The 19,764-nt window shown below is 69.6% G+C and carries 17 protein-coding genes; 4 read left to right on the top strand and 13 right to left on the bottom strand.

Going from position 1 to position 19,764, the window contains the following annotated elements; translation table 11 throughout:
• Positions 1–16: 16 nt before the first annotated feature.
• From H566_RS0104925 to H566_RS0104955, 7 genes are all read right to left on the bottom strand, one after another.
• A complete protein-coding gene (locus tag H566_RS0104925; RefSeq protein WP_028310558.1) occupies positions 17–1,294 on the bottom strand; it encodes a serine hydroxymethyltransferase in 1,278 nt (425 codons plus the stop codon).
• A gap of 54 nt (positions 1,295–1,348) precedes the next feature.
• Complete coding sequence (locus H566_RS0104930; protein WP_028310559.1) at positions 1,349–2,833, bottom strand: L-serine ammonia-lyase; 1,485 nt, start codon at positions 2,831–2,833, stop codon at positions 1,349–1,351.
• Entirely contained in the window at positions 2,830–3,474 is a 645-nt protein-coding gene (locus tag H566_RS0104935) for a sarcosine oxidase subunit gamma (RefSeq protein WP_028310560.1), read from the bottom strand. The genes H566_RS0104930 and H566_RS0104935 overlap by 4 nt, the downstream gene beginning before the upstream one ends.
• On the bottom strand, positions 3,467–6,487 hold the full coding sequence (locus H566_RS0104940; RefSeq protein ID WP_028310561.1) for a sarcosine oxidase subunit alpha family protein: 3,021 nt from the start codon (positions 6,485–6,487) through the stop codon (positions 3,467–3,469). Before H566_RS0104940 ends, H566_RS0104935 begins: the two co-directional genes overlap by 8 nt.
• Positions 6,484–6,786, bottom strand: coding sequence for a sarcosine oxidase subunit delta (locus tag H566_RS0104945; protein ID WP_028310562.1), 303 nt, complete (start codon positions 6,784–6,786; stop codon positions 6,484–6,486). Before H566_RS0104945 ends, H566_RS0104940 begins: the two co-directional genes overlap by 4 nt.
• 40 nt (positions 6,787–6,826) lie before the next feature.
• Positions 6,827–8,080 carry a sarcosine oxidase subunit beta family protein gene (locus tag H566_RS0104950; RefSeq protein WP_028310563.1) on the bottom strand — a complete coding sequence of 418 codons (1,254 nt, stop codon included), beginning with the start codon at positions 8,078–8,080 and terminating at the stop codon, positions 6,827–6,829.
• Positions 8,081–8,621: 541 nt separating this feature from the next.
• Positions 8,622–9,089, bottom strand: coding sequence for a nuclear transport factor 2 family protein (locus H566_RS0104955; RefSeq protein ID WP_028310564.1), 468 nt, complete (start codon positions 9,087–9,089; stop codon positions 8,622–8,624).
• 107 nt (positions 9,090–9,196) lie between these two features.
• On the opposite strand from H566_RS0104955, the gene H566_RS0104960 reads away from it, so the two are divergent.
• The 3 genes from H566_RS0104960 (at position 9,197) to H566_RS0104970 (ending at position 11,725) form a co-directional block, all read left to right on the top strand.
• Positions 9,197–9,844, top strand: a complete 648-nt coding sequence (locus tag H566_RS0104960; protein ID WP_084544762.1) for a TetR/AcrR family transcriptional regulator — start codon at positions 9,197–9,199, stop codon at positions 9,842–9,844.
• A 120-nt stretch (positions 9,845–9,964) separates the two neighbouring features.
• Positions 9,965–10,813 carry an SPFH domain-containing protein gene (locus tag H566_RS0104965; RefSeq protein WP_139826124.1) on the top strand — a complete coding sequence of 283 codons (849 nt, stop codon included), beginning with the start codon at positions 9,965–9,967 and terminating at the stop codon, positions 10,811–10,813.
• Between the two features lie 150 nt (positions 10,814–10,963).
• Entirely contained in the window at positions 10,964–11,725 is a 762-nt protein-coding gene (locus H566_RS0104970; protein ID WP_028310567.1) for an SDR family oxidoreductase, read from the top strand.
• A gap of 744 nt (positions 11,726–12,469) precedes the next feature.
• Here the strand turns inward: H566_RS0104970 and H566_RS0104975 are convergent.
• The 5 genes from H566_RS0104975 to H566_RS0104995 are packed head-to-tail and all read right to left on the bottom strand — an operon-like array spanning position 12,470 to position 17,336.
• The gene (locus H566_RS0104975; protein WP_034410867.1) at positions 12,470–13,201 is read right to left on the bottom strand and encodes an ABC transporter ATP-binding protein; all 732 of its coding nucleotides are present in this window, start codon (positions 13,199–13,201) and stop codon (positions 12,470–12,472) included.
• Between the two features lie 44 nt (positions 13,202–13,245).
• The gene (locus tag H566_RS0104980) at positions 13,246–14,046 is read right to left on the bottom strand and encodes an ABC transporter ATP-binding protein (RefSeq protein WP_028310569.1); all 801 of its coding nucleotides are present in this window, start codon (positions 14,044–14,046) and stop codon (positions 13,246–13,248) included.
• Positions 14,043–15,236, bottom strand: a complete 1,194-nt coding sequence (locus H566_RS0104985; RefSeq protein WP_245591286.1) for a branched-chain amino acid ABC transporter permease — start codon at positions 15,234–15,236, stop codon at positions 14,043–14,045. Before H566_RS0104985 ends, H566_RS0104980 begins: the two co-directional genes overlap by 4 nt.
• The gene (locus tag H566_RS0104990) at positions 15,223–16,143 is read right to left on the bottom strand and encodes a branched-chain amino acid ABC transporter permease (RefSeq protein WP_028310571.1); all 921 of its coding nucleotides are present in this window, start codon (positions 16,141–16,143) and stop codon (positions 15,223–15,225) included. Before H566_RS0104990 ends, H566_RS0104985 begins: the two co-directional genes overlap by 14 nt.
• A gap of 14 nt (positions 16,144–16,157) precedes the next feature.
• Positions 16,158–17,336, bottom strand: coding sequence for a branched-chain amino acid ABC transporter substrate-binding protein (locus tag H566_RS0104995; protein WP_051378060.1), 1,179 nt, complete (start codon positions 17,334–17,336; stop codon positions 16,158–16,160).
• A 273-nt stretch (positions 17,337–17,609) separates the two neighbouring features.
• Between H566_RS0104995 and H566_RS0105000 the strand changes: the two genes are divergently transcribed.
• Complete coding sequence (locus H566_RS0105000) at positions 17,610–18,575, top strand: GlxA family transcriptional regulator (RefSeq protein ID WP_028310573.1); 966 nt, start codon at positions 17,610–17,612, stop codon at positions 18,573–18,575.
• A 120-nt stretch (positions 18,576–18,695) separates the two neighbouring features.
• On the opposite strand, the gene H566_RS0105005 is transcribed toward H566_RS0105000, so the two are convergent.
• Positions 18,696–19,643: a choline ABC transporter substrate-binding protein gene (locus H566_RS0105005; RefSeq protein ID WP_034410493.1), complete on the bottom strand. Its 948-nt coding sequence runs from the start codon at positions 19,641–19,643 to the stop codon at positions 18,696–18,698.
• Positions 19,644–19,764 lie beyond the last annotated feature (121 nt).

Below are 19,764 nucleotides of genomic sequence, written 5' to 3' on the forward strand. Positions count from 1 at the left end.
TCGCGTCTCGTGGGGTTCAATAGATCGGGAACTGCTCGCACAGCGCCTTGACTTCGGCGCGCACGGCGGCTTCCACCTCGGCGTCGCCTTCGGGCTTGGCGGCCAGGCTGTCGAACACCTTGAGGATCAGCTCGCCGACCTTGCGGAACTCGGCCTCGCCGAAGCCGCGCGTCGTGCAGGCCGGCGTGCCCAGGCGGATGCCCGAGGTGACCATCGGCTTCTCCGGGTCGAAGGGGATGCCGTTCTTGTTGCAGGTGATGCCGGCACGGCCGAGCGCCGCGTCCACCTGGTTGCCCTTGAGGCCCTTGGGGCGCAGGTCCACCAGCAGCAGGTGGTTGTCGGTACCGCCCGTCACGAGATCGACGCCACCGGCCGTGAGCACTTCGCCCAGCACGCGGGCGTTGGCGAGCACCTGGTCGATGTAGCTCCTGAACTCGGGGCGCAGCGCCTCGCCGAAGGCCACGGCCTTGGCGGCGATCACATGCATCAGCGGGCCGCCCTGGGCGCCGGGGAACACGGCCGAGTTGATCTTCTTGGCCAGCGCCTCGTCGTTGGTGAGGATGGCGCCGCCGCGCGGGCCACGCAGCGTCTTGTGCGTGGTGGTGGTGACGATGTGCGCGTGGTCGAGCGGGTTCTGGTGACGGCCCGCCGCGACGATGCCGGCGAAGTGGGCCATGTCCACCATCAGCGTTGCGCCGACGTCATCGGCGATCTTGCGGAAGGCCGAGAAGTCGATGGCGCGCGGGTAGGCCGAGTAGCCGGCGATGATCACGCTGGGCTTGTGCTCGTGGGCGAGCTTCTCGACCTGTTCGAGGTCGAGGCGCTGGTCCTCGCGGCGCACGCCGTACTGCACGGCGTTGAACCACTTGCCCGACAGCGCCGGCTTGGCGCCGTGCGTGAGGTGGCCGCCGGCGTCGAGCGACATGCCGAGGATGGTGTCGCCGGGCTTGGCGATGGCGAGCATGACGGCGGTGTTGGCCGAGGCGCCCGAGTGCGGCTGCACGTTGGCGTACTGCGCGCCGAACAGCTTGCAGATGCGCTCGATCGCGAGCGCCTCGACTTCATCGACGCATTCGCAGCCGCCGTAGTAGCGCTTGCCGGGATAGCCCTCGGCGTACTTGTTGGTCAGCACCGAGCCCTGGGCTTCGAGCACGGCGCGCGAGACGATGTTCTCGCTCGCGATCAGTTCGATGCCTTCCTGCTGGCGGACAAGCTCGGCGTCGAGGCCGTCACGGATCGCCGGGTCGCTCGCGGCGACGCTGGCATGGAAGAAGGCGTGGAGATGGCTGCTCATGTCGGAGCTCCGGAGCGTTTCGGGGTCAGTGAAGGTGTGCGGCGAATGCGGGTATCAGCACTCGACCACGGTGATGGCAAGGCCGCCGAGCGCGGTTTCCTTGTACTTGGCCTGGAGGTCGATGCCGGTCTGGCGCATCGTCTCGATGCAGGCGTCGAGCGAGACGAGATGGCTCCCGTCGCCCTGCAGCGCGAGCCGCGCCGCGTTGATGGCCTTGATCGCGCCCATGCTGTTGCGCTCGATGCAGGGCACCTGCACCAGGCCGCCGATCGGGTCGCAGGTCATGCCGAGGTGATGCTCCATCGCGATCTCGGCGGCGTTCTCGATCTGCTGGTTCGTGCCGCCGAGCACGGCCGCGAGGCCGGCCGCGGCCATCGAGCTGCTCACGCCGATCTCGCCCTGGCAGCCCATCTCGGCGGCCGAGATCGAGGCGTTCTTCTTGTAGAGCATGCCGATGCCGGCCGCCGTGAGCAGGAAGCGGATCACGCTCTGGTCGTCGGCGCCGCGATGCGTGCGGCAGTAGTAGGCGAGCACCGCCGGAATGACGCCGGCCGAGCCGTTGGTCGGCGCGGTCACGACACGGCCGCCGCAGGCGTTTTCCTCGTTCACCGCGATCGCGAAGGCGCTCACGGTGTCCATCTGCGAGAAGTCGTCGCCGGCCGCCATCGCGCGGCGGTGCAGCGCGGGCGCGCGCCGCTTGACGTTGAGGCCGCCGGGCAGGATGCCTTCGGTCACGAGGCCGCGCTCGATCGCGCAGTTCATGACACGCCAGATCTCCAGCAGCTTCGCGTCGAGCGTGGCGGCGTCCATGCGCGTGAGTTCGTTGGCGCGCACGATGCTGGCGATCGACAGGCCGGTGCGCTTGCCGATCGCCAGCAGGTCGGCGCCCGAGGCGAAGGGGTGCGGGAGTTCCGGCTCGACCGGACGCGGCGCGGGCGTGGGTTGCGGCGTCGTACCTTCGGCCGCGATGCCGCAGCTGGCCGCGTCGGGGCAGCTGGCTTCATCGCCGCCGCACTTCTCGCACTTGCCCGGCGTGGCGAGGCTCTCGGCCTCGCGGCGGTCGATCTCGTCCTTGCTCAGGACGGCGCCGCCGCCGATCGAGAAGTAGGTGTTGCGGTGGCAGGCGTTGTGCTGGCGGTCGAAGGCTTCCAGCACCATGCCGTTCGGATGCTCGGGCAGCGTCTCCTTCTTGTGGAACAGGAGATCGGTGGCCGGATCGAAGTCGATCACATGCCAGCCGCCGAGCCTGAGGCGCGCCATCGAGCGGATTTCCGCCACCTGGTCGGCCACGCCGGACGGATCGACCTTGTCGGGCACTTCGCCGAGCAGGCCGATCAGCACCGCGTTGTCGGTGCCGTGGCCCACGCCCGTGAGCGCGAGCGAGCCGTAAAGATGCACGCGGACTGCACCGATATCACGGTGCTTGCCCGCGGCCTCCAGCTCGCCGAGGAAGCGGCTCACCGCGAGCATCGGCCCGACGGTGTGCGAGCTGCTCGGCCCGATGCCGATGCGGAATACGTCGAAGACGCTGAGGTTCACGCGGCCACCTTTGCGCGCGCCGGCGCGCTCGCCGGTTCGAGCGTGCAGACGCCGAAACCGTAGGGCGTCGCTGCGCGTTCGAGGTACTTCCAGATGTACTCCGCGAAGCTGCGGCGGAACAGCACGAGATAACCCTCGCCATCGCGGCGGATGTAGGCCGACGACTTGCCGAAGGTCGAGCCGACGACGCGGCCTTCCGCGAGGCTGGCGTAGTCGTACACGCTCACATGGGCCAGCGCCGTGGCGGCCTTGCTGCCGCGCAGCGTGACGCGGGTGTAGCCGCCCGAGTTGTCGGCCACCTGATGGTGGATGCCCGCGAGCGCGCCTTCGAGCGCGGCGACGAGCGCGGCCACGTCCTTGTGGGCGCAGAGCAGCATCCATTCGTCCGGGCCGAGCCAGAGCGCTTCGGCCTTGGGCAGCAGCGCGAAGGTGCAGGGCACGGTCGGCAGCGCGCCGCCGAGCACGCCTGCAACGGCTTGCAGGAAGGCCGCGTCGGTGGCTTCGCCGCGCAGGCTGATGTAGCCGCCGACGGGCAGTTCGTTGGCCCAGACGGCGCAGCGCTCGTCCTGCTTGCGGGCGCGCTTGCCGAGTTCCAGATGCGCGAGCGGGGAGCGCGCGACGGGCGTGAAGACCTTAGACATTGTGACGGGCTCCTTCCGGATCGACGAAGACGGGCGAGACGAGTTTCACGGCGGTGGAGGAACCGCCCTTCCAGGCGTAGAGGGTTTCGCCCTTGCGCTTGATGCCGCCCTTGACCACGGCCATCGCGATCGAGCGGCCGAGCGTCGGGCTGAAGTAGCTGCTGGTGACGTGACCGAGCATCGGCACCGGCTTGCCGCCGACGCCCGGCGCCTCGGCCGGCGCGGCGATGATCTGCGCGCCCTCGGCCAGCACCTCGTTCGGGTTGTCGGTGAGCAGGCCGACGAGCTGCTTGCGGTCGGCGCGCTGGGTGTCGGCGCGCGCCATCGAGCGCTTGCCGATGAAGCTGAACGACTTCTTCATGCTCACGGCCCAGCTCATGTCGAGGTCGAAGGGCGTGACCGAACCGTCGGTGTCCTGGCCGACGATGATGAAACCCTTCTCGGCGCGCAGCACGTGCATCGACTCGGTGCCGTAGGGCGTGATGTCGAACTCCGCGCCGGCTTCCATCACGGCTTCCCAGATGTGCTCGCCGTAGTTCGCATCGACGTTGATTTCATAGGCCAGCTCGCCCGAGAAGCTGATGCGGTACACGCGGGCCGGCACGCCGGCCACGGTGCCCGCGCGCCAGTCCATGAACTTGAACGTGTCCTTGCCGAAGTCGATGTCCGAGCACAGCTTCTGCAGCACGGCGCGGGCCTTGGGGCCGACGACCGAGGTGGTGGACCAGTGGTCCGTCACCGAGGTCATGTACACCTTGAGTTCGGGCCATTCGGTCTGGTGCCACTTCTCCAGCCAGTTGAGCACCCTGGCGGCGCCGCCGGTGGTCGTGGTCATGAGGAAGTGGTCGTCGGCGATGCAGGCCGTCACGCCGTCGTCCATGACCATGCCGTTCTCGTCGAGCATCAAGCCGTAGCGGCACTTGCCCACCGCGAGCTGGCTCCAGGCGTTGGCGTACACGCGGTTGAGGAACTCGCGCACGTCGGGGCCGCGCAGGTCGATCTTGCCGAGGGTCGAGGCATCCATCACGGCCACGCCGTTGCGCGCCGCGAGGCATTCGCGCTTGACGGCGGCGTGCATGTCTTCCTTGCCCTTCGGGAAGTACCAGGGGCGCTGCCACTGGCCCACGACTTCAAACTCCGCGCCGCGCCGCACGTGCGATTGATGCGCCGAGGTGAAGCGCTCGGGGTCGAAGGTTTCCTTGGCGTGGGCGCCGGCCAGCGCGCCGAAGGTGACGGGCGTGTAGGCCGGGCGGTAGGTGGTGGTGCCGACTTCCGACATCGACACGCCCAGCGCCTCGGCCAGGATGCCGAAGCCGTTGACGTTGCTGAGCTTGCCCTGGTCGGTACCGAAACCGAGGCCGGTGTAGCGCTTGACGTGCTCGACCGCCTTGTAGTTCTCGCGCACCGACAGGTGGATGTCGGACGCGGCCACGTCGTTCTGGAAATCGACGAAAGCCTTTGCACCGTGGCCTTCGGGCTTGCCGTCGGTCACGCGGAAGATGCGGCGCGTCGCGCCCACGCCCGGCTCGTCGGTGGCGATGCCGACGCTGGCATTGCCGCCGACCAGGCCGCGCATGACCTTCTCGGTCTGCTTGAGCGCGTCGCGCAGCAGGAAGGCGCCGGTGATGCTGCCCACGCAGCTGATGTCGCCCCGGCCCTGCTCGGGCACGACGAAGGCATGCGCGTTGGCATCCCACACCGGGCGCGCGCCGTTGTGGCAGAACAGGTGCACGGTCGGCGACAGGCCGCCCGAGCTGAGGATGAGGTCGCCGCTCCAGGCCGGGCCACCGGCGCTGATGGCATTGCGGCTGCCGTCGAAGCGCGCGAGCTGGGCGCCCTGCACCGCCTTGCTGCCCTTGACGCCCACGATGCCGTGGCCGCGCAGCACCTCGACGCCGGCCTTGCTGGCGGCCGTCAGCCAGTGCTGGCCCGGGGCTTCGCGCAGGTCGGCCAGGGTCACGGCCACGCCGGCCTGCGCGAGGTTGATCGCGCCGCGATAGGCGAAGTCGTTGTTGGTCATGACCAGCGCCTTGCGGCCGGCCGCGACCGCGTAGCGGTTGAGGTAGGTCGTGGCGGCGGCGGCGGTCATGACGCCGGGACGGTCGTTGTCGGCGAAGACCAGCGGACGCTCGATCGCGCCGCTCGCGAGCACCACGCGCTCGGCGCGGATGCGGTGCAGGCGTTCGCGCGGCAGGTCGCTGCTGCGCGCGATGAGCGGCAGGTGGTCCTGGCACAGCTCGACGGCCTGGACCATGTTCATGTCGTGCAGCGCGAAGGCCGTGGTGCGCGGCAGCAGCGTCACGTTGGCCATGTTGCGCAGCTCGGCGACGATGCGGTCGAGCCAGAGCGCCGACGCCTTGCCGTCGATTTCGACATCGGGCATCGACAGCAGCCAGCCGCCCAGCTCGTTCTGCTCGTCGACCAGCAGCACGCGCTTGCCGGCGCGGCCGGCCATCAGCGCCGCGAGCAGGCCGCAGGCGCCGCCGCCCACGACCAGCACATCGACGTGATGGTGCAGATGGTCGTAGCGGTCGGGGTCGAACTCGGTCGGCACCGTGCCGTAGCCGGCCGCGGCGCGGATGACCTTCTCGTAGGTGGGCCACATCGACAGCGGCCACTTGAAGGTCTTGTAGTAGAAGCCCGCCGGCATGAACTGGGCGAACTTGCCGCCGATCGACTTGAGATCGAAGCCGAGCGAGGGGCGACCGGTGGTGCGCGCGGCGGTCAGGCCGTCGTACAGCTCGACCTGCGTCGCCTTGAGGTTGGGCACGGTGCGCGCGCCGGTCTCGATCTGCATCAGCGCATTGGGTTCTTCCGGGCCGGCGCCGTAGATGCCGCGCGGACGGCCGTACTTGAAGCTGCGCGCCAGCATGCCGGTGCCGTTGGCGATGAGCGCCGAGGCCAGCGTGTCGCCGGGGTGGCCGAACATGCGCTCGCCGTCAAAGGTGAACGCGATTTCCTTCTTCCAGTCGATGCGGGCACTGGAGACGCCCTTGACGCGATAGCCGCTCATGCCTTCGCTCCTTCTTCGGCGACGTAGGCCTTCTTGCCTTCGGCCAGGGTGTAGGTGGCGCCGAGTTCGAGCGTCGCGGTGTTGCGCTTCGCGACGAAGAACTTGCGGCAGCCGGTCGTGTGCTGCCACATCTCCCAGTGCCAGCCCTTGGGGTTCTTGCGGCAGAACAGGTAGTCGCCCCACTCCTCGTCGCTCGTCGCTTCGGGGTTGAGCGGCCGCGCGATGAAGGCTTCGCCGGCGGGGGCGAATTCCTCTTCCTCGCGCGCTTCGCCGCAATGCGGACAGGTCAGCACGTACATCTGGAACTCCTGGGTATTCGGTGAGGTGGCGAGGGCGCGATCAGTGCGCGACGGCGGCGGCGCCGTGCTCGTCGATGAGGTGGCCGGTGTGGAAGCGGTCGATGCTGAACGCCTCGTTCAACGGGTGCGGCTGGTCGTGCGCGATCGTGTGCGCGAAGACGTTGCCCGAGCCCGGCGTGGCCTTGAAGCCGCCGGTGCCCCAGCCGCAGTTGAAGTACAGGCCCTTGACCTTCGTCTTGCTGATGATCGGGCAGGCGTCGGGCGACACGTCGACGATGCCGCCCCACTGGCGGTTCATGCGCACGCGCGAGAACACCGGGAACATCTCGCAGATGGCGGCGGCGGTGTGCTCGATGATGTGCGGCGATCCGCGCTGGCCGTAGCCGAGGTAGCCGTCGATGCCGGCGCCGATCACGAGTTCGCCCTTGTCGGACTGGCTCGCGTAGCCGTGCACCGCGTTCGACATGACGACGGTGTCGAGCACCGGCTTGTAGCTCTCGCTCACGAAGGCCTGGAGCGGATGGCTCTCGATCGGCAGGCGGATGCCGGCCATCTTCGCGAGCACCGAGGTGTGACCGGCGGCGACCACGCCCACCTTGTCGGCGCGGATCAGGCCCTTGGTGGTCTGCACGCCGCGCACGCGGCCGCCTTCGATGTCGAAGCCCTGCACTTCGCAGTTCTGGATGATGTCCACGCCGAGCGCGCTCGCGGCGCGCGCGAAGCCCCAGGCGATCGCGTCATGGCGGGCGACGCCGCCGCGCGGCTGGAAGCTCGCGCCCATGACCGGATAGCGGGCGCGCGACGAGCAGTCGAGCGTGGGGATGCGCTCGGCGAGCGTCTTGCGGTCCACGACTTCGACGTCAACGCCCTGCAGCAGGTTGGCGTTGGCGCGGCGTTCGATGTCGCGCATGTCCTGGAGCGTGTGGCCGATGTTGTAGACGCCGCGCTGGCTGAACATGACGTTGAAGTTGATCTCTTCCGTCAGGCCTTCCCAGAGCTTGAGGCCGTGTTCGTACAGCAGCGCCGATTCGTCCCACAGGTAGTTGGAGCGGACGATGGTGGTGTTGCGGCAGATGTTGCCGCCGCCGAGGTGGTTGCGCTCGACCACCGCCACGTTGCGGATGCCGTGTTCCTTCGCGAGGTAGTAGGCCGTCGCGAGGCCGTGGCCGCCGGCGCCGACGATGATCACGTCGTAGGACGCCTTGGGCTTGGGGCTGCGCCACGCGGGCGTCCAGCCTTCGTGATGCTTGAGCCCTTGCTTGAACAGGCTCCAGAAGGAGTAGCGGTTGGTCATTGGGGTGTCCCTGGCGGTCGAGGCGGTGCTCGGATTGGGGACGATTGTTGGGCTGACGCTTTTGCGCGGCTTGCTCGCGGTGGACGCGGGCTTTGCTGAATCCGACAACGGGCGTCGGATTGAGCGATGTCGGAATCAGGCAAGTGTCGGCGGCGGGGGTGGCATGGCAGGAGCCGCGTTGGAGACGGTGCGGCTGTGGTACCGGCAGCGGCAGCGCGCGGGCCGGCCCCCAGCGGCGCTTCACTGGCTGCGCCCCGCCGCGTCGCGGCGGGGTTCCCTCGCGCCTACGGGCGGCGCGGGCCGGCGATCCAACTCGGTCGGCTGCGCCGACCTCAGACAGGATCGCCTGAGCCGCTGCGCGGCTCACCCGCGCCGTCCTCGGGCTCGGCTGGCCAGAGGCGCGCCGCCGGGGGCCGGCCCGCGCGCTGCCTGGTGAAGTTGCGACGGCCGTTGGCGCGTGACGCAATCGCCCCGCCGGATGCAACGGCGCGGAAACCAGCGATCGGTGCTTGCCCAGCCAGCCGGCACCCGCCGGCGCCGCTCAGCAACCCAGCTCGCTCAACCTCGGATGATCGTCGGGGCGACGCCCCAACGGCCACCGGAACTTCCGCTCCCCCTCCGCGATCGGCAGATCGTTGATGCACGCGAACCGCCGCTCCATCAGCCCGAACCCGTTGAACTCCCAGTTCTCGTTGCCATAACTGCGGAACCAGTTGCCCGAGTCGTCATGCCATTCGTAGGCGAAGCGCACGGCGAGGCGGTTGTCGGTGAAGGCCCAGAGTTCCTTGATGAGCCGGTAGTCCAGCTCCTTCGCCCACTTGCGCGCGAGGAAGGCCTTGACCTCCTCGCGGCCGTTGACGAATTCGGCGCGGTTGCGCCAGCGCGTGTCGGGCGTGTAGACGAGGCTCACGCGCTCGGGGTCGCGGCTGTTCCAGGCGTCCTCGGCCATGCGCACCTTCTGGCGCGCCGTGTCGAGGGTGAAGGGCGGCAGGGGCGGACGGGATTCCATGGCTTGGCCTTTCCTGGCAGTGACGGCGCGCTCGCGCATCGGTGGTAGACAGCTTTGTCTACCTTCAGGCTGGCACAGGTGGAACGAGCTGTCTACACTCGCGTTCCATGACCTCACGCCCAGCCGCCAACCGCCGCGCCGCGCCGCCCGCGCCCGCCGACGCCCCGCCCTCCCCGCGCGAGCGCATCCTCGCCGCCGCGCACGACCTGTTCTACCGCGACGGCATCCGCGCGACCGGCATCGACGCGGTCATCGCCGCCGCCGGCGTCACCAAGGTGACGTTCTATCGCCAGTTCCCGAGCAAGAACGATCTGGTGCGCGCCTTCCTCGACCATCGCCACGACGTGTGGATGGCCTGGTTCGTCGATGCGCTCGGCCGCCACGGCGCGCGCGAGGGCGGCGGCACGGCGCCGCTGCTCGGCGCGCTGGAGGAATGGTTCTCGGCCGACGCCTATCGCGGCTGCGCCTTCCTCAACACCGTGGTGGAACTGGGCAGCGACCTGCCCGAGGTGCGCGCAATCGCGCGGCGGCACAAGGCCGACATGACGGAGGTCATCGCCGGGCTGCTGCCTGCCGGCGATGCAAGCGCTCTCACCGCCACGCCCAGCAGTGGCGTCGGCAACGGAGCGACCGGCGCAGCCGAAGCCATCGCCACCGCCGTCGACGGCGCGATCCTGCGCGCCCAGATGGACGGCGCGCCCGGCCCCGCGCTCGCCGCCCTCGGCCGGCTGCTTGCGGCACTCGACCTTTCCTGATCGGCTCCACCTGTCCTCGTCGGAGAAAGCTGATAGAAGGCAACCCCGGCCGTGCGGCGGGCGCCGCAGCGTCCGCGCATCGCGCCGGCCGCCACCGCCAACAACGACAGGGACACCCGCATGACGCTCGCCAGACTCGCCCTCATCCTCGCCGCCGCGCTCGCGGCCGGCTGCACCCAGGTGGACACCGGCAACATCGGCATCTCGCGCACCTTCGGCAAGGTCGATCCCGACCCGCTGCCGCCGGGCGTCTACCTCTCGGTCATCCGTCGGGTGGACGAGTTCACGGCCAAGGAAGTCAGCTTCTCGCTCATGGACATGACGCCCAAGAGCCGCGACAACCTGACGATGAAGGACGTGGACATCGACATCTACTTCAAGGTGTCGCCGGCCGCGATCCCGGCGCTGTACGTGAAGTACCAGGGCGACGTGGTGCGCCATGCCGACATCGTGCAGGGCGGCAGCCGCGACCTCGTGATCGCCTACAGCCGGGTGTCGCGCGAGGCGCGCGAGGCCGTGTACAAGTCCATCGCCCAGCTCGATGCGACCACGATGCACACCAAGCGCGTCGAGCTGTCGGAGATGATCCGTGTCGCGCTCCAGACCGAACTCGACGCGACCGACAAGGGCGCCTTCACGGTCACTGCCGTCAACGTGCGCAACCTGCTGACCGATCCGGCCATCGAAGCGGCGATCCGCCAGCGCGCCGAGACCGACCAGGCCATCGAGCGCAAGCGCAAGGAAGTGGAGCTGGCCAAGGCCGAGGCCGAGCGGCTGATCGTCGAGGCCGAGGGCCAGGCGCGCGCCAACCGCATCATCGCGGAGAGCATGACGCCCGCGCTGCGCGACATCCGCATCGCCGAGATCCAGCGCGAGGCGGCGGTGGCGCTGGCGTCCAAGCCGGGCAACACGGTGGTGGTGGGCAGCGGCGCGGCGACGCCGATCGTCAATCTGGGCGGAGCCCGCTGAAGACGCGCCGGGTCGCGCGCGGCGCGGCCCGACGACGCGCGCGGCCCGCACGCGCCGGCCGCCAGCGGCGCGACGGGCGCGCCGCATCGCTCACAATCGCGCGGTTCCGGGCGTCGCAGGCGACGCCCCAACCTTTCCGCAGGACCGCGCATGACTTCTCCCGACCCCAGGACCATCCTCATCACCGGCGCGTCGCGCGGCATCGGCCGCGCCGTGGCCGAGGGCTTTCTCGTCGACGGCTGGCGCGTGGTGCTCGCCGCGCGCGACCAGGCCGCGCTCGATGCCTTCGCCGCCGAGGCCGCAGCGCGCGGCCAGCTCGCGCTGCCGGTGGCCTGCGACGTGGCCGACGAAGCCTCGGTCGATGCGCTGTTCGAGCGCGTCAGGGCCGAGTGCGGCCGGCTCGACGTGCTGTTCAACAACGCGGGCGTGAGCGCGTTTGCCAGCACGCCCGACGAGCTGAGCGTGGCCGACTGGAAACGCGTGGTGGACATCAACCTCACCGGCAGCTTCCTGTGCACGCGCGCGGCCTTCGCGCTCATGAAGGCGCAGTCGCCCCAGGGCGGCCGCATCATCAACAACGGCTCGATCTCGGCGCATGCGCCGCGCCCGCGCAGCGTGGCCTACACCGCGACCAAGCACGCGATCACGGGCCTGACCAAGAGCACCTCGCTCGACGGCCGCCCATTCAGCATCTGCGCCGGCCAGATCGACATCGGCAACGCCGCGACCGAGATGGCGCAGGCGATGGCGCGCGGCATCGTGCAGGCCAACGGGCAGGTGATGGTCGAGCCGCTGCTGGACGTGAAGCATGTGGTGGATGCGGTGCGCTACATGGCGGGGCTGCCGCTCGGGGCGAACGTGCAGAACATGACGGTGCTGGCGTCATCGATGCCGTTTGTCGGGCGCGGCTGAGGTGCGTTTGCTTTGAGGCTGCGGTCCGGCGGCTTTGCTTCGCGTGGCGCGGCGGGGTGGTGATGACGGGCTCCAAGGCGGCGGTCGGCCCGACGGGCCGACTTCCCCCGAGATTGCGCGGCGGCCGGGCCCGGGGCGGAAACTCGCCGCTGCGCGGCTCAGACAGCCGCCCCTGAGCGCTGCGCGCTCACCCGGCCACCACGCAATCCCGGGGCGCCGCCAAGTCGCCCGCCATCACTACCCCGCCACGCCCCGCCGATCCGGAACGGTTCGACGAGGCTCGGGCGAGCGTCGGGCACAGGACTCGAAGCTCGAAGCTCGAAGCTCGAAGCTCGAAGCTCGAAGCTCGAAGCTCGAAGCTCGAAGCTCGAAGCTCGAAGCTTGCAAAGGATTGCACCGCCAGCGCCGCGAAGCTAGGCCATCGATCCACACCAACTGCCCACAACGACGCCCCAAGCCCGAAGCCTGCCCCTCCCCAACGTGCCGGCCTGCCGGCACGCATCGGCCCGTGACGGCGCCCGGGTGGCGCGGGGCGAGGGTGGCGGGCGACTCGGGAGCGCCTCGGCGGCGGCGCGTGGCCGGGTGAGCGCGCAGCGCTCAGGGGCGGCTGTCTGAGCCGCGCAGCGGCGAGTTTCCGCCCCGGGCCCGGCCACGCGCCGCCGCCGAGGGAAGTCGGCCCCTCGGGCCGACCGCTCCCGTCGAGCCCGCCACCCTCGCCCCGCGCCACCCCGGCGCAAAGCCCCTTCACCCGAAGTACGCGGCCTTGACCTCGGGATCCTCCTTCAGCTCCGCCGTCGAGCCGCGCGCCACCACCCGCCCCTGCGCGAGCACATAGCCCCGATGCGCAACCGCCAGCGTCTGGTGCACGTTCTGCTCGACCAGCAGCACGGTGATGCCCATTTCGTTGATGCGCTTCACCACCGCGAAGGTCTCGGCCACGAACAGCGGCGACAGCCCGAGCGACGGCTCGTCGATGAGCAGCAGCTTTGGCGCCGCCATCAGCCCGCGGCCGATCGACAGCATCGCCTGCTCGCCGCCCGACATCGTCCCGCCCAGCTGGGCGCGGCGCTCGGCCAGGCGCGGGAAGATCGCGAACACCTCGTCCATGCGGCGCGCGACCTCGGCGCGGTCGGCGATGCCGAAGGCGCCGATGCGCAGGTTCTCCAGCACGGTCATCCTGCCGAACACCTTGCGCCCCTCGGGGATGCAGGCGATGCCGGCGCGGTTGACCAGATGCGTCGCCAGCCCGGTGATGTCGCGCCCGCCGAAGCTCACCTTGCCCGCGCGCGGCGGCGTGAGCGACAGGATGGCGCGGATCAGCGTCGACTTGCCCGCGCCGTTCGCGCCGAGGATGCAGGTGATCTCGCCCGGCTCGACCTCGATCGACACGTCGGTCAGCACATCGGCCTTGCCGTAGGCGGCGGTCAGGCCCGACACCACGAGCCGTGAAGATTCATCCGGCCTGCGGCTTTGCATGCCGTCGGCGCGCGGCAACGCGCCCGATCCCTTCAGCACCGCGTTCATGCCGCCTCCCGCTGTTCGCTCAGCGCCGCGCCCAGGTAGGCGCGCTGCACCTCGGGGTCGGACGCGACCTCGCGGTAGCGCCCCTCGCACAGCTTCCTGCCGTAGTTGAGCACCACGCAGCGGTCGGTGATGCGCTCGATCATGCCCATCTCGTGTTCGATGATGACGATGCTCAGGCCCGGCATGCGCTCGCGCACCGCGAGGATGTCGTCCATGAGCTGGCGGCATTCCTCGTGGGTCATGCCGGCCGAGGGTTCGTCGAGCAGCAGCAGGCGCGGCCGGCTCACGAGCGCGCGGCAGACCTCGATGCGGCGGCGGTCGATCATGCTCACCGCGCCGGCCGGCTCGTCGAGCCGGCGGCCGAGCGTCGGGCTGAAGCTGCTCGCCAGTTCATGCGCCAGCTCGCGCGATTCGGTCACCTGCCTCGCCAGCGCCTTGCGACGGAACAGGTTGAAGCCGAGGCCGTGGTTCAGCGCCCGGTGGTGGCCGATCATGATGTTGTCGAACACGCTCAGGCCGAGGCACAGCCGCGAGCGCTGGAAGGTGCGCGTGATGCCCGCGCGGCACACCGCCTGCGGCGACAGCCCGAGGATCTCGCGGCCCTCGAAGTCGATGCTGCCGGCGCTTGCACGATAGACGCCCGTGACCACGTTGAAGAACGTCGTCTTGCCCGAGCCGTTGGGGCCGAGCAGCCCCAGCACCTCGCCGTGGCGGATGTCGAAGCTCAGGCCGTCGAGCGCCACCAGCCCGCCGAAGCGCATCGTCACGTTGTCGCACACGAGGATCGCGCCGCTCATGACCGACCTCCCAGCACGCGCACGCCGCGCGGAAACAGCCCCTGCGGGCGGAACAGCAGGATGGCGATGACGGCCGCCGCGTACAGCAGGAAGCGGTACTCCTGGATCGCCTGCAGCTTCTCGGGAAGGATGATGACGATCAGCGCCGCCGGCAGGATGCCCCAGAGGTTGCCCAGCCCGCCGAGCACGAGGATGGACAGCATCACGAGCGAATCGCCGAAGTTGAAGTTGTTGGGCGCGACGAAGCCCGTCATGAGCGCGAACAGCGCGCCGGCCACGCCCGCGAAGGCATTGCCGATGAGGAAGGCGGTGATCTTCCAGCGCGCGATGTTGATGCCGAAGCAGGCGGCGGCGATCTCGTCGCTGCGCACGGCGTCGAAGTTGACGCCGATCCACGAGCGCTCGATGCGCCAGGTCAGCGCCAGCGCGCTGAGCGCGATCGCGAAGGCCACGGCCGCATAGCCCGCATAGAAGGTGAAGGTGAGGCCGAACAGCTCGATGTCGTCATTGAAGTCGTGGCCGAACATCGACAGGCCGGGCAGCTTCATGCCCTGGGCGCCGCCGAAGGTCTCGTTCACCTCCATGAAGCTGCGGAACAGCACCGCGAAGGCCACGGTCACGAGCGAGGCGTAATGCCCGCGCGTGCGCAGCACCGGAAACAGCAGCATCGCGCCCACGAGCGCCGCCGCGCCGCCGGCCAGCGCCAGCACCGCCAGATGCGGCAGCGTCGGCGCGTTGGTGGTGAGCCAGGCCGCCGCGTAGCTGCCCACGCCGAAGAAGGCCATGGCCGAGAAGTTGACCACGCCCGCGTAGCCGATCTGGATGTTGAGGCCGAGGCAGACGGTCGCGTACAGCAGCAGCGTGCACAGGATCAGCAGCGGGAAGGGGTCTTCGCGCAGCGCGGTCGCCAGCGCGCCGAAGGCCAGCAGGCCCGCGAGCGCGAGCGTGCCCGGCAGCGCGGCGCAGGACGCGCCGAAGCGCGCCGCCACGCCCAGGCGCCGCGCGCCCACGCCAAGCGCCGCCATCGCGCCCAGCGTGCCGAGCAGCATCGGCTGGCTGTCGCTGCCGAGGATGAGGCCGAGCGCCGCGGTCATCAGCGCCACGCCCGCGAACACCAGCCAGCGCGCGGGCCGGCGCGAGACGCCGCCGCCCGCGAGGGCCGGATCGGCCGCCATGTCAGACGCGCTCATAGGCACGCTCCCCGATGAGGCCGGTCGGCTTGAGGCCGATCAGCGCGATGACGGCCGCGAAGGCGACCACGTCCTTGTATTCGCTCGCGAGCGGCAGCGCGACCACGGCAAGCATCTGCAAGGCCGCGAACAGGAAGCCGCCGAGGATGGCGCCGTAGAGGTTGCCGAGGCCGCCCACCACCGCCGCGCTGAAGCCGATCACGCCCAGCATCAGCCCGGTGCCGAAGTTGACCTCGCTGTAGTACAGCCCGTTGATGAGCCCGGCCAGCGCCGCCAGCCCCGAGCCGAGCGCGAAGGTGAACAGCACCACGCGCGTGAAGTCGATGCCCATGACGCGCGCGGTCTCGCCGTCCTGCGCCACGGCGCGGATCGCGAGGCCGAGCCGCGTGCGCGTGATGAGCAGATGCACGGCGCAGATCGTGCCGAGGCCCGCCGCGAGCAGGATCAGGCTGTCGAAGCGCAGCGTCACGCCGCCCAGCTCGATGCCGCCCGACGGCAGCAGATGCGGAAAGGACTGCGGGTTGGAACCGCCCGGATAGAACAGCCGGATGCCCTCGCGGATGACGGTGCCGACCATGAGCGTCACCAGCAGCACGATGAAGGACGGCGCCTCGCGCAGCGGCAGGATGAAAGCCCTTGCAATGCCCGCGCCGAGCAGCGCCATGCCGCCCACGCCCGCGAGCGTGGCCGCGACCAGCCTGACGGCGGTCGATTCCACGCCGAGCGCGCTCAGGCCGCCCAGCGTGGCGAGCGCCGCGAACACGCCGAGCGTGAGCACGTCGCCGTGCGAGAACTTGATGACATCGAGCACGCCGAAGAACAGCGTGAAGCCGACCGCCACCATCGCGTAGATGGTGCCGAGCATCACGCCGTTCCACAGCTGCTGGCCGAGGAAGCCGAGTTCCATGACCGCGCCCCGGCTCAGCGGCCGACCAGCCGGCGCTTGCCGGTGGCGTACTCGCTGTCCTCCCAGGCCAGCCACTTGCCGTCCTGCACCACGTACTTGGTGGTGGTCGGGTTGATGTTCTGGCCGTAGTCGTCGAAGGTGATCTTGCCCACGACCGAGTCGTAGTCCTTGACGCCGGCGAGCGCGTCGTTGATGGCGGCGCGCTTCGGGCCGACCTTCTCGATCGTGTCCATCACGAGCGAGGTCGCGGCGAAGGCATAGGGGCCGTAGGCCTCGGGCGCCTCGCCGAACTTCTGCGCCGCGTAGGCGTCGAGGAAGGCCTTGCCGCCGGGCAGCTTGTCGATCGGCGGCATGTCGTACATCGCCACCGTGCCCTCGGCCGCCGCCGCGCCCAGGCCCGCGATGAAGGCGTCGCCGACGATGCCCGAGGTGCCCTGGAACACCGCCTTGATGCCGAACTTCTCCATCTGCTTGGCGAGGCGCACGCCGAGCGGCGTGAGGCCGCCGAAGTAGACGACCTCGGGCTTGAGTTCCTTGATCTTCGTGAGTTCGGCCGAGAAGTCCTGCTGGTCGGCGCCGACGCCGAAGCTGGCCAGCATCTCGCCCTTGTTGTCGGCGAGGTACTGGCTGAAGTACTTGAACATCGACTTGCCGTAGTCGGTCGTGTCGTACACCGCGACCCACTTGCCGAACTTCATCGGCCCGGTCAGCCATTGCGCCGCGACCTTGTTCTGGTTGATGAGCGTGGCGCTCACGCGGTGCATCTCGTGCGTCCTCTGGCCGTAGATGATCTCGGGCAGCACGGCGGCCCAGATCACGGTCGGCACCTTGAAGCGCTTGTACACGTCCACAGTGGCGATCGCGACCGACGAGCAGTAGTGCGGGATGACGACCGCGATGCTCGGATCGGTCGCGGCCTTGGTGGCGACCTGCACGCCGACGTTGGGCTTGCACTCGTCGTCGAGCGGCACGAGCTCGAACTGGTATTTCGACTTCGGGTCTGCGTTGTGCAGGCGCACGGCGGTCTCGGCCGAGTTGCGGCCGCCGAGGCCGTGGGCCGAGTTGGAGCCGGTGAGCGGGCCGATGAAGGCGAGCTTCACCACGTCCCTGGCGAAGCTGGCGGCGGGCGCGAAGGCGAGCACGGTGGCGGCGGCGAGCGCGGTCAGGGTCTGGCGCTTGTGGCGGAAGGGCATGGCGGACTCTCGTGATGGGCCGGAAGTTCGGAACACCCGCGGCGGGTGTTTGCAAGCCCATTGGGCCAAATCGCGCGCGCCCCGCCGGACATGGGCCGGACATCCGCTTGCCCGTTTGCGACCTTTCCTCATCCGTTCGTGGCGTGGAAATTGCAGCCCGTCATCGGACCTGACCGGCGGCGCAATCCGCATCGCATTCGCCGGCGGTCACCGTCGTCGCGCCGGCGGCAACGCCCGCGACGGCACCGGCAGTCATCCCGCAGGAGACCCGTCATGCCCGCATCCGTCCCCGCTGCCCTGCGCGTCGGCTTCGTGCTCGCGCCCAACTTCACGATGCTGGCGCTGTCGGCCTTCGTCGACACGCTGCGCCTCGCCGCCGACGAGGACGACTGGAGCCGCCCGATCCATTGCGACTGGCGCGTGCTGAGCGAGGAGCCGAAGCCGATCCGCGCGAGCTGCGGCCTCGACGTGACGCCCACGGCGCGCTTCGGGGACCCGCGCGACTTCGACTACATCGTCGTGGTGGGCGGCCTGCTCGACGGCAGCCGCATCAACCGCGCGACCGGCGACTTCCTGCGCCGCGCGGCGGCGGCCGGCGTGCCGCTCGCGGGCGTGTGCACCGGCAGCTTCATCCTCGCCGGCCTCGGCCTGCTCGACGACCGCCGCGTGTGCGTGAGCTGGTTCCATCACGACGATTTCGAATCGCGCTTCCCGCATCTGACCGCCAGCTCGACCGAACAGTTCATCGAGGACCGCGACCGCCTCACCTGCGCCGGCGGCACCAGCGTGATGCACCTCGCGGCCCATCTGGTCGCGCGCCACCGCGACAAGGCCACGGCCGCCAAGGCGCTGCGCATCATGCTCGAAGACCTGCCGCGCGCCGGCGACGCGCCCCAGCCCAGCCCGGTCAACGAGATCAGCTCCGACGACGCGCGCGTGCGCCGCGCGATGCTGCTCATGGAGCGCCACATCGACGGCCCCTGCGCGCTCGACGAACTGGCGCGCAACGTGGGCGTGAGCCCGCGCCATCTCGCGCGGCTGTTCCAGCGCCAGGTCGGCATGAGCCCGTCGGCCTTCGCGCTGCGGCTGCGGCTGCGGCGCGCGCGCGAGCTGCTGGAGAAGACCCGCCAGCCCATCGTCGACATCGCGATGCAATGCGGCTTCGTGAGCAACTCGCATTTCTCGCGCAGCTTCCGCAACGTGTACGGCCATCCGCCGAGCGAGGCGCGTGCGGGGTGATCCGCGACTGGTGCAAGGGTTTGCGCGTCGCGGTACCGACGCCGCGCGCAAGCGAAAACGGCGCCTCGCGGGGCGCCGTTTCATTGCCGGCCCGCCGTCGCGCGGGCCGTGCGGCCAAGGTCAGAGACCGACGCCCTTCTTCACCGACGCAAGACCTTCCTTGCCATCGAAGGTCGTCACGCCGTCGAGCCACTTGTCGAGCACGCCGGGGTTGGCCTTGATGTAGTCCTTCGCCACCTTGACCGGATCCTTCTTGTCCATGATCGGCGCCATCAGGCGGTTTTCCATGTCGGTCGTGAAGTGCATCTGCGTCACGAGCTTCGCCACGTTCGGGCAGCGCGTCGCATAGTCGGCCGGCAGTACCGTGAAGACCTTGGCCTCGCCGTAGTTGGGGCCGAAGCTGTCGTCGCCGCCGGTCAGGTAGACCATCTTGTGCTGCACGTTCATCGGGTGCGGTTCCCAGCCCAGGAAGACGATCGGCTTCTTCGCCTTCTCGGCGCGGCCGAGTTCCACCAGCATCGCCGCCTCGCTCGACTCGACGAGCTTGAAGTCCTTCAGGCCGTACTGGTTCTTCTTGATCATGTCGGCAATCAGCTGGTTGCCGTCATTGCCCGGCTCGATGCCATAGATCTTGCCGTCGAGCTGGTCCTTGAACTTCGCGATGTCCTGGAAGCTCTTGAGGCCCATCGCCGCCACGTAGTCGGGCACGGCCAGCGTGTACTTGGCGCCGACCAGGTTGGGCTCGTCGAGCACCTTGAGCGAACCGTCCTTCACGAAGGGCTCGATCATCGGCGTCATCGACGGGTTCCAGTAGCCGAGGAAGACGTCGAGCTGCTTCTTCTTCAGGCCCGCGAAGGTGATCGGCACCGACGCGATCTGCTTGGTCGGCTGGTAGCCGAGCGCGTCGAGCACGGCCATCGCGGCGCCGGTCGTCGCGGTGATGTCGGTCCAGCCCACATCGGCGAAGCGCACCTTGCGGCAGGCGGCGGGATCGGCGGCGAAGGCGGTGCTGCTGGCGGCGGCAACGGCGGCGATTGCGGTGCCGAGCGCGAGCTTGCGAAGGTTCATCTGGCGACTCCTGAGGGTCTGCGGCGTGGGAAGTGACGCGGCAATCTTGGGGTCGCCCGAAGGGGCAAAGCAGCCGGAAAACGACTCGCATCCGGCAAGGAACGTCGTGCGCCGATCGGTC

Source organism: Derxia gummosa DSM 723 (assembly GCF_000482785.1).
Classification (GTDB): Bacteria; Pseudomonadota; Gammaproteobacteria; order Burkholderiales; family Burkholderiaceae_E; genus Derxia; species Derxia gummosa.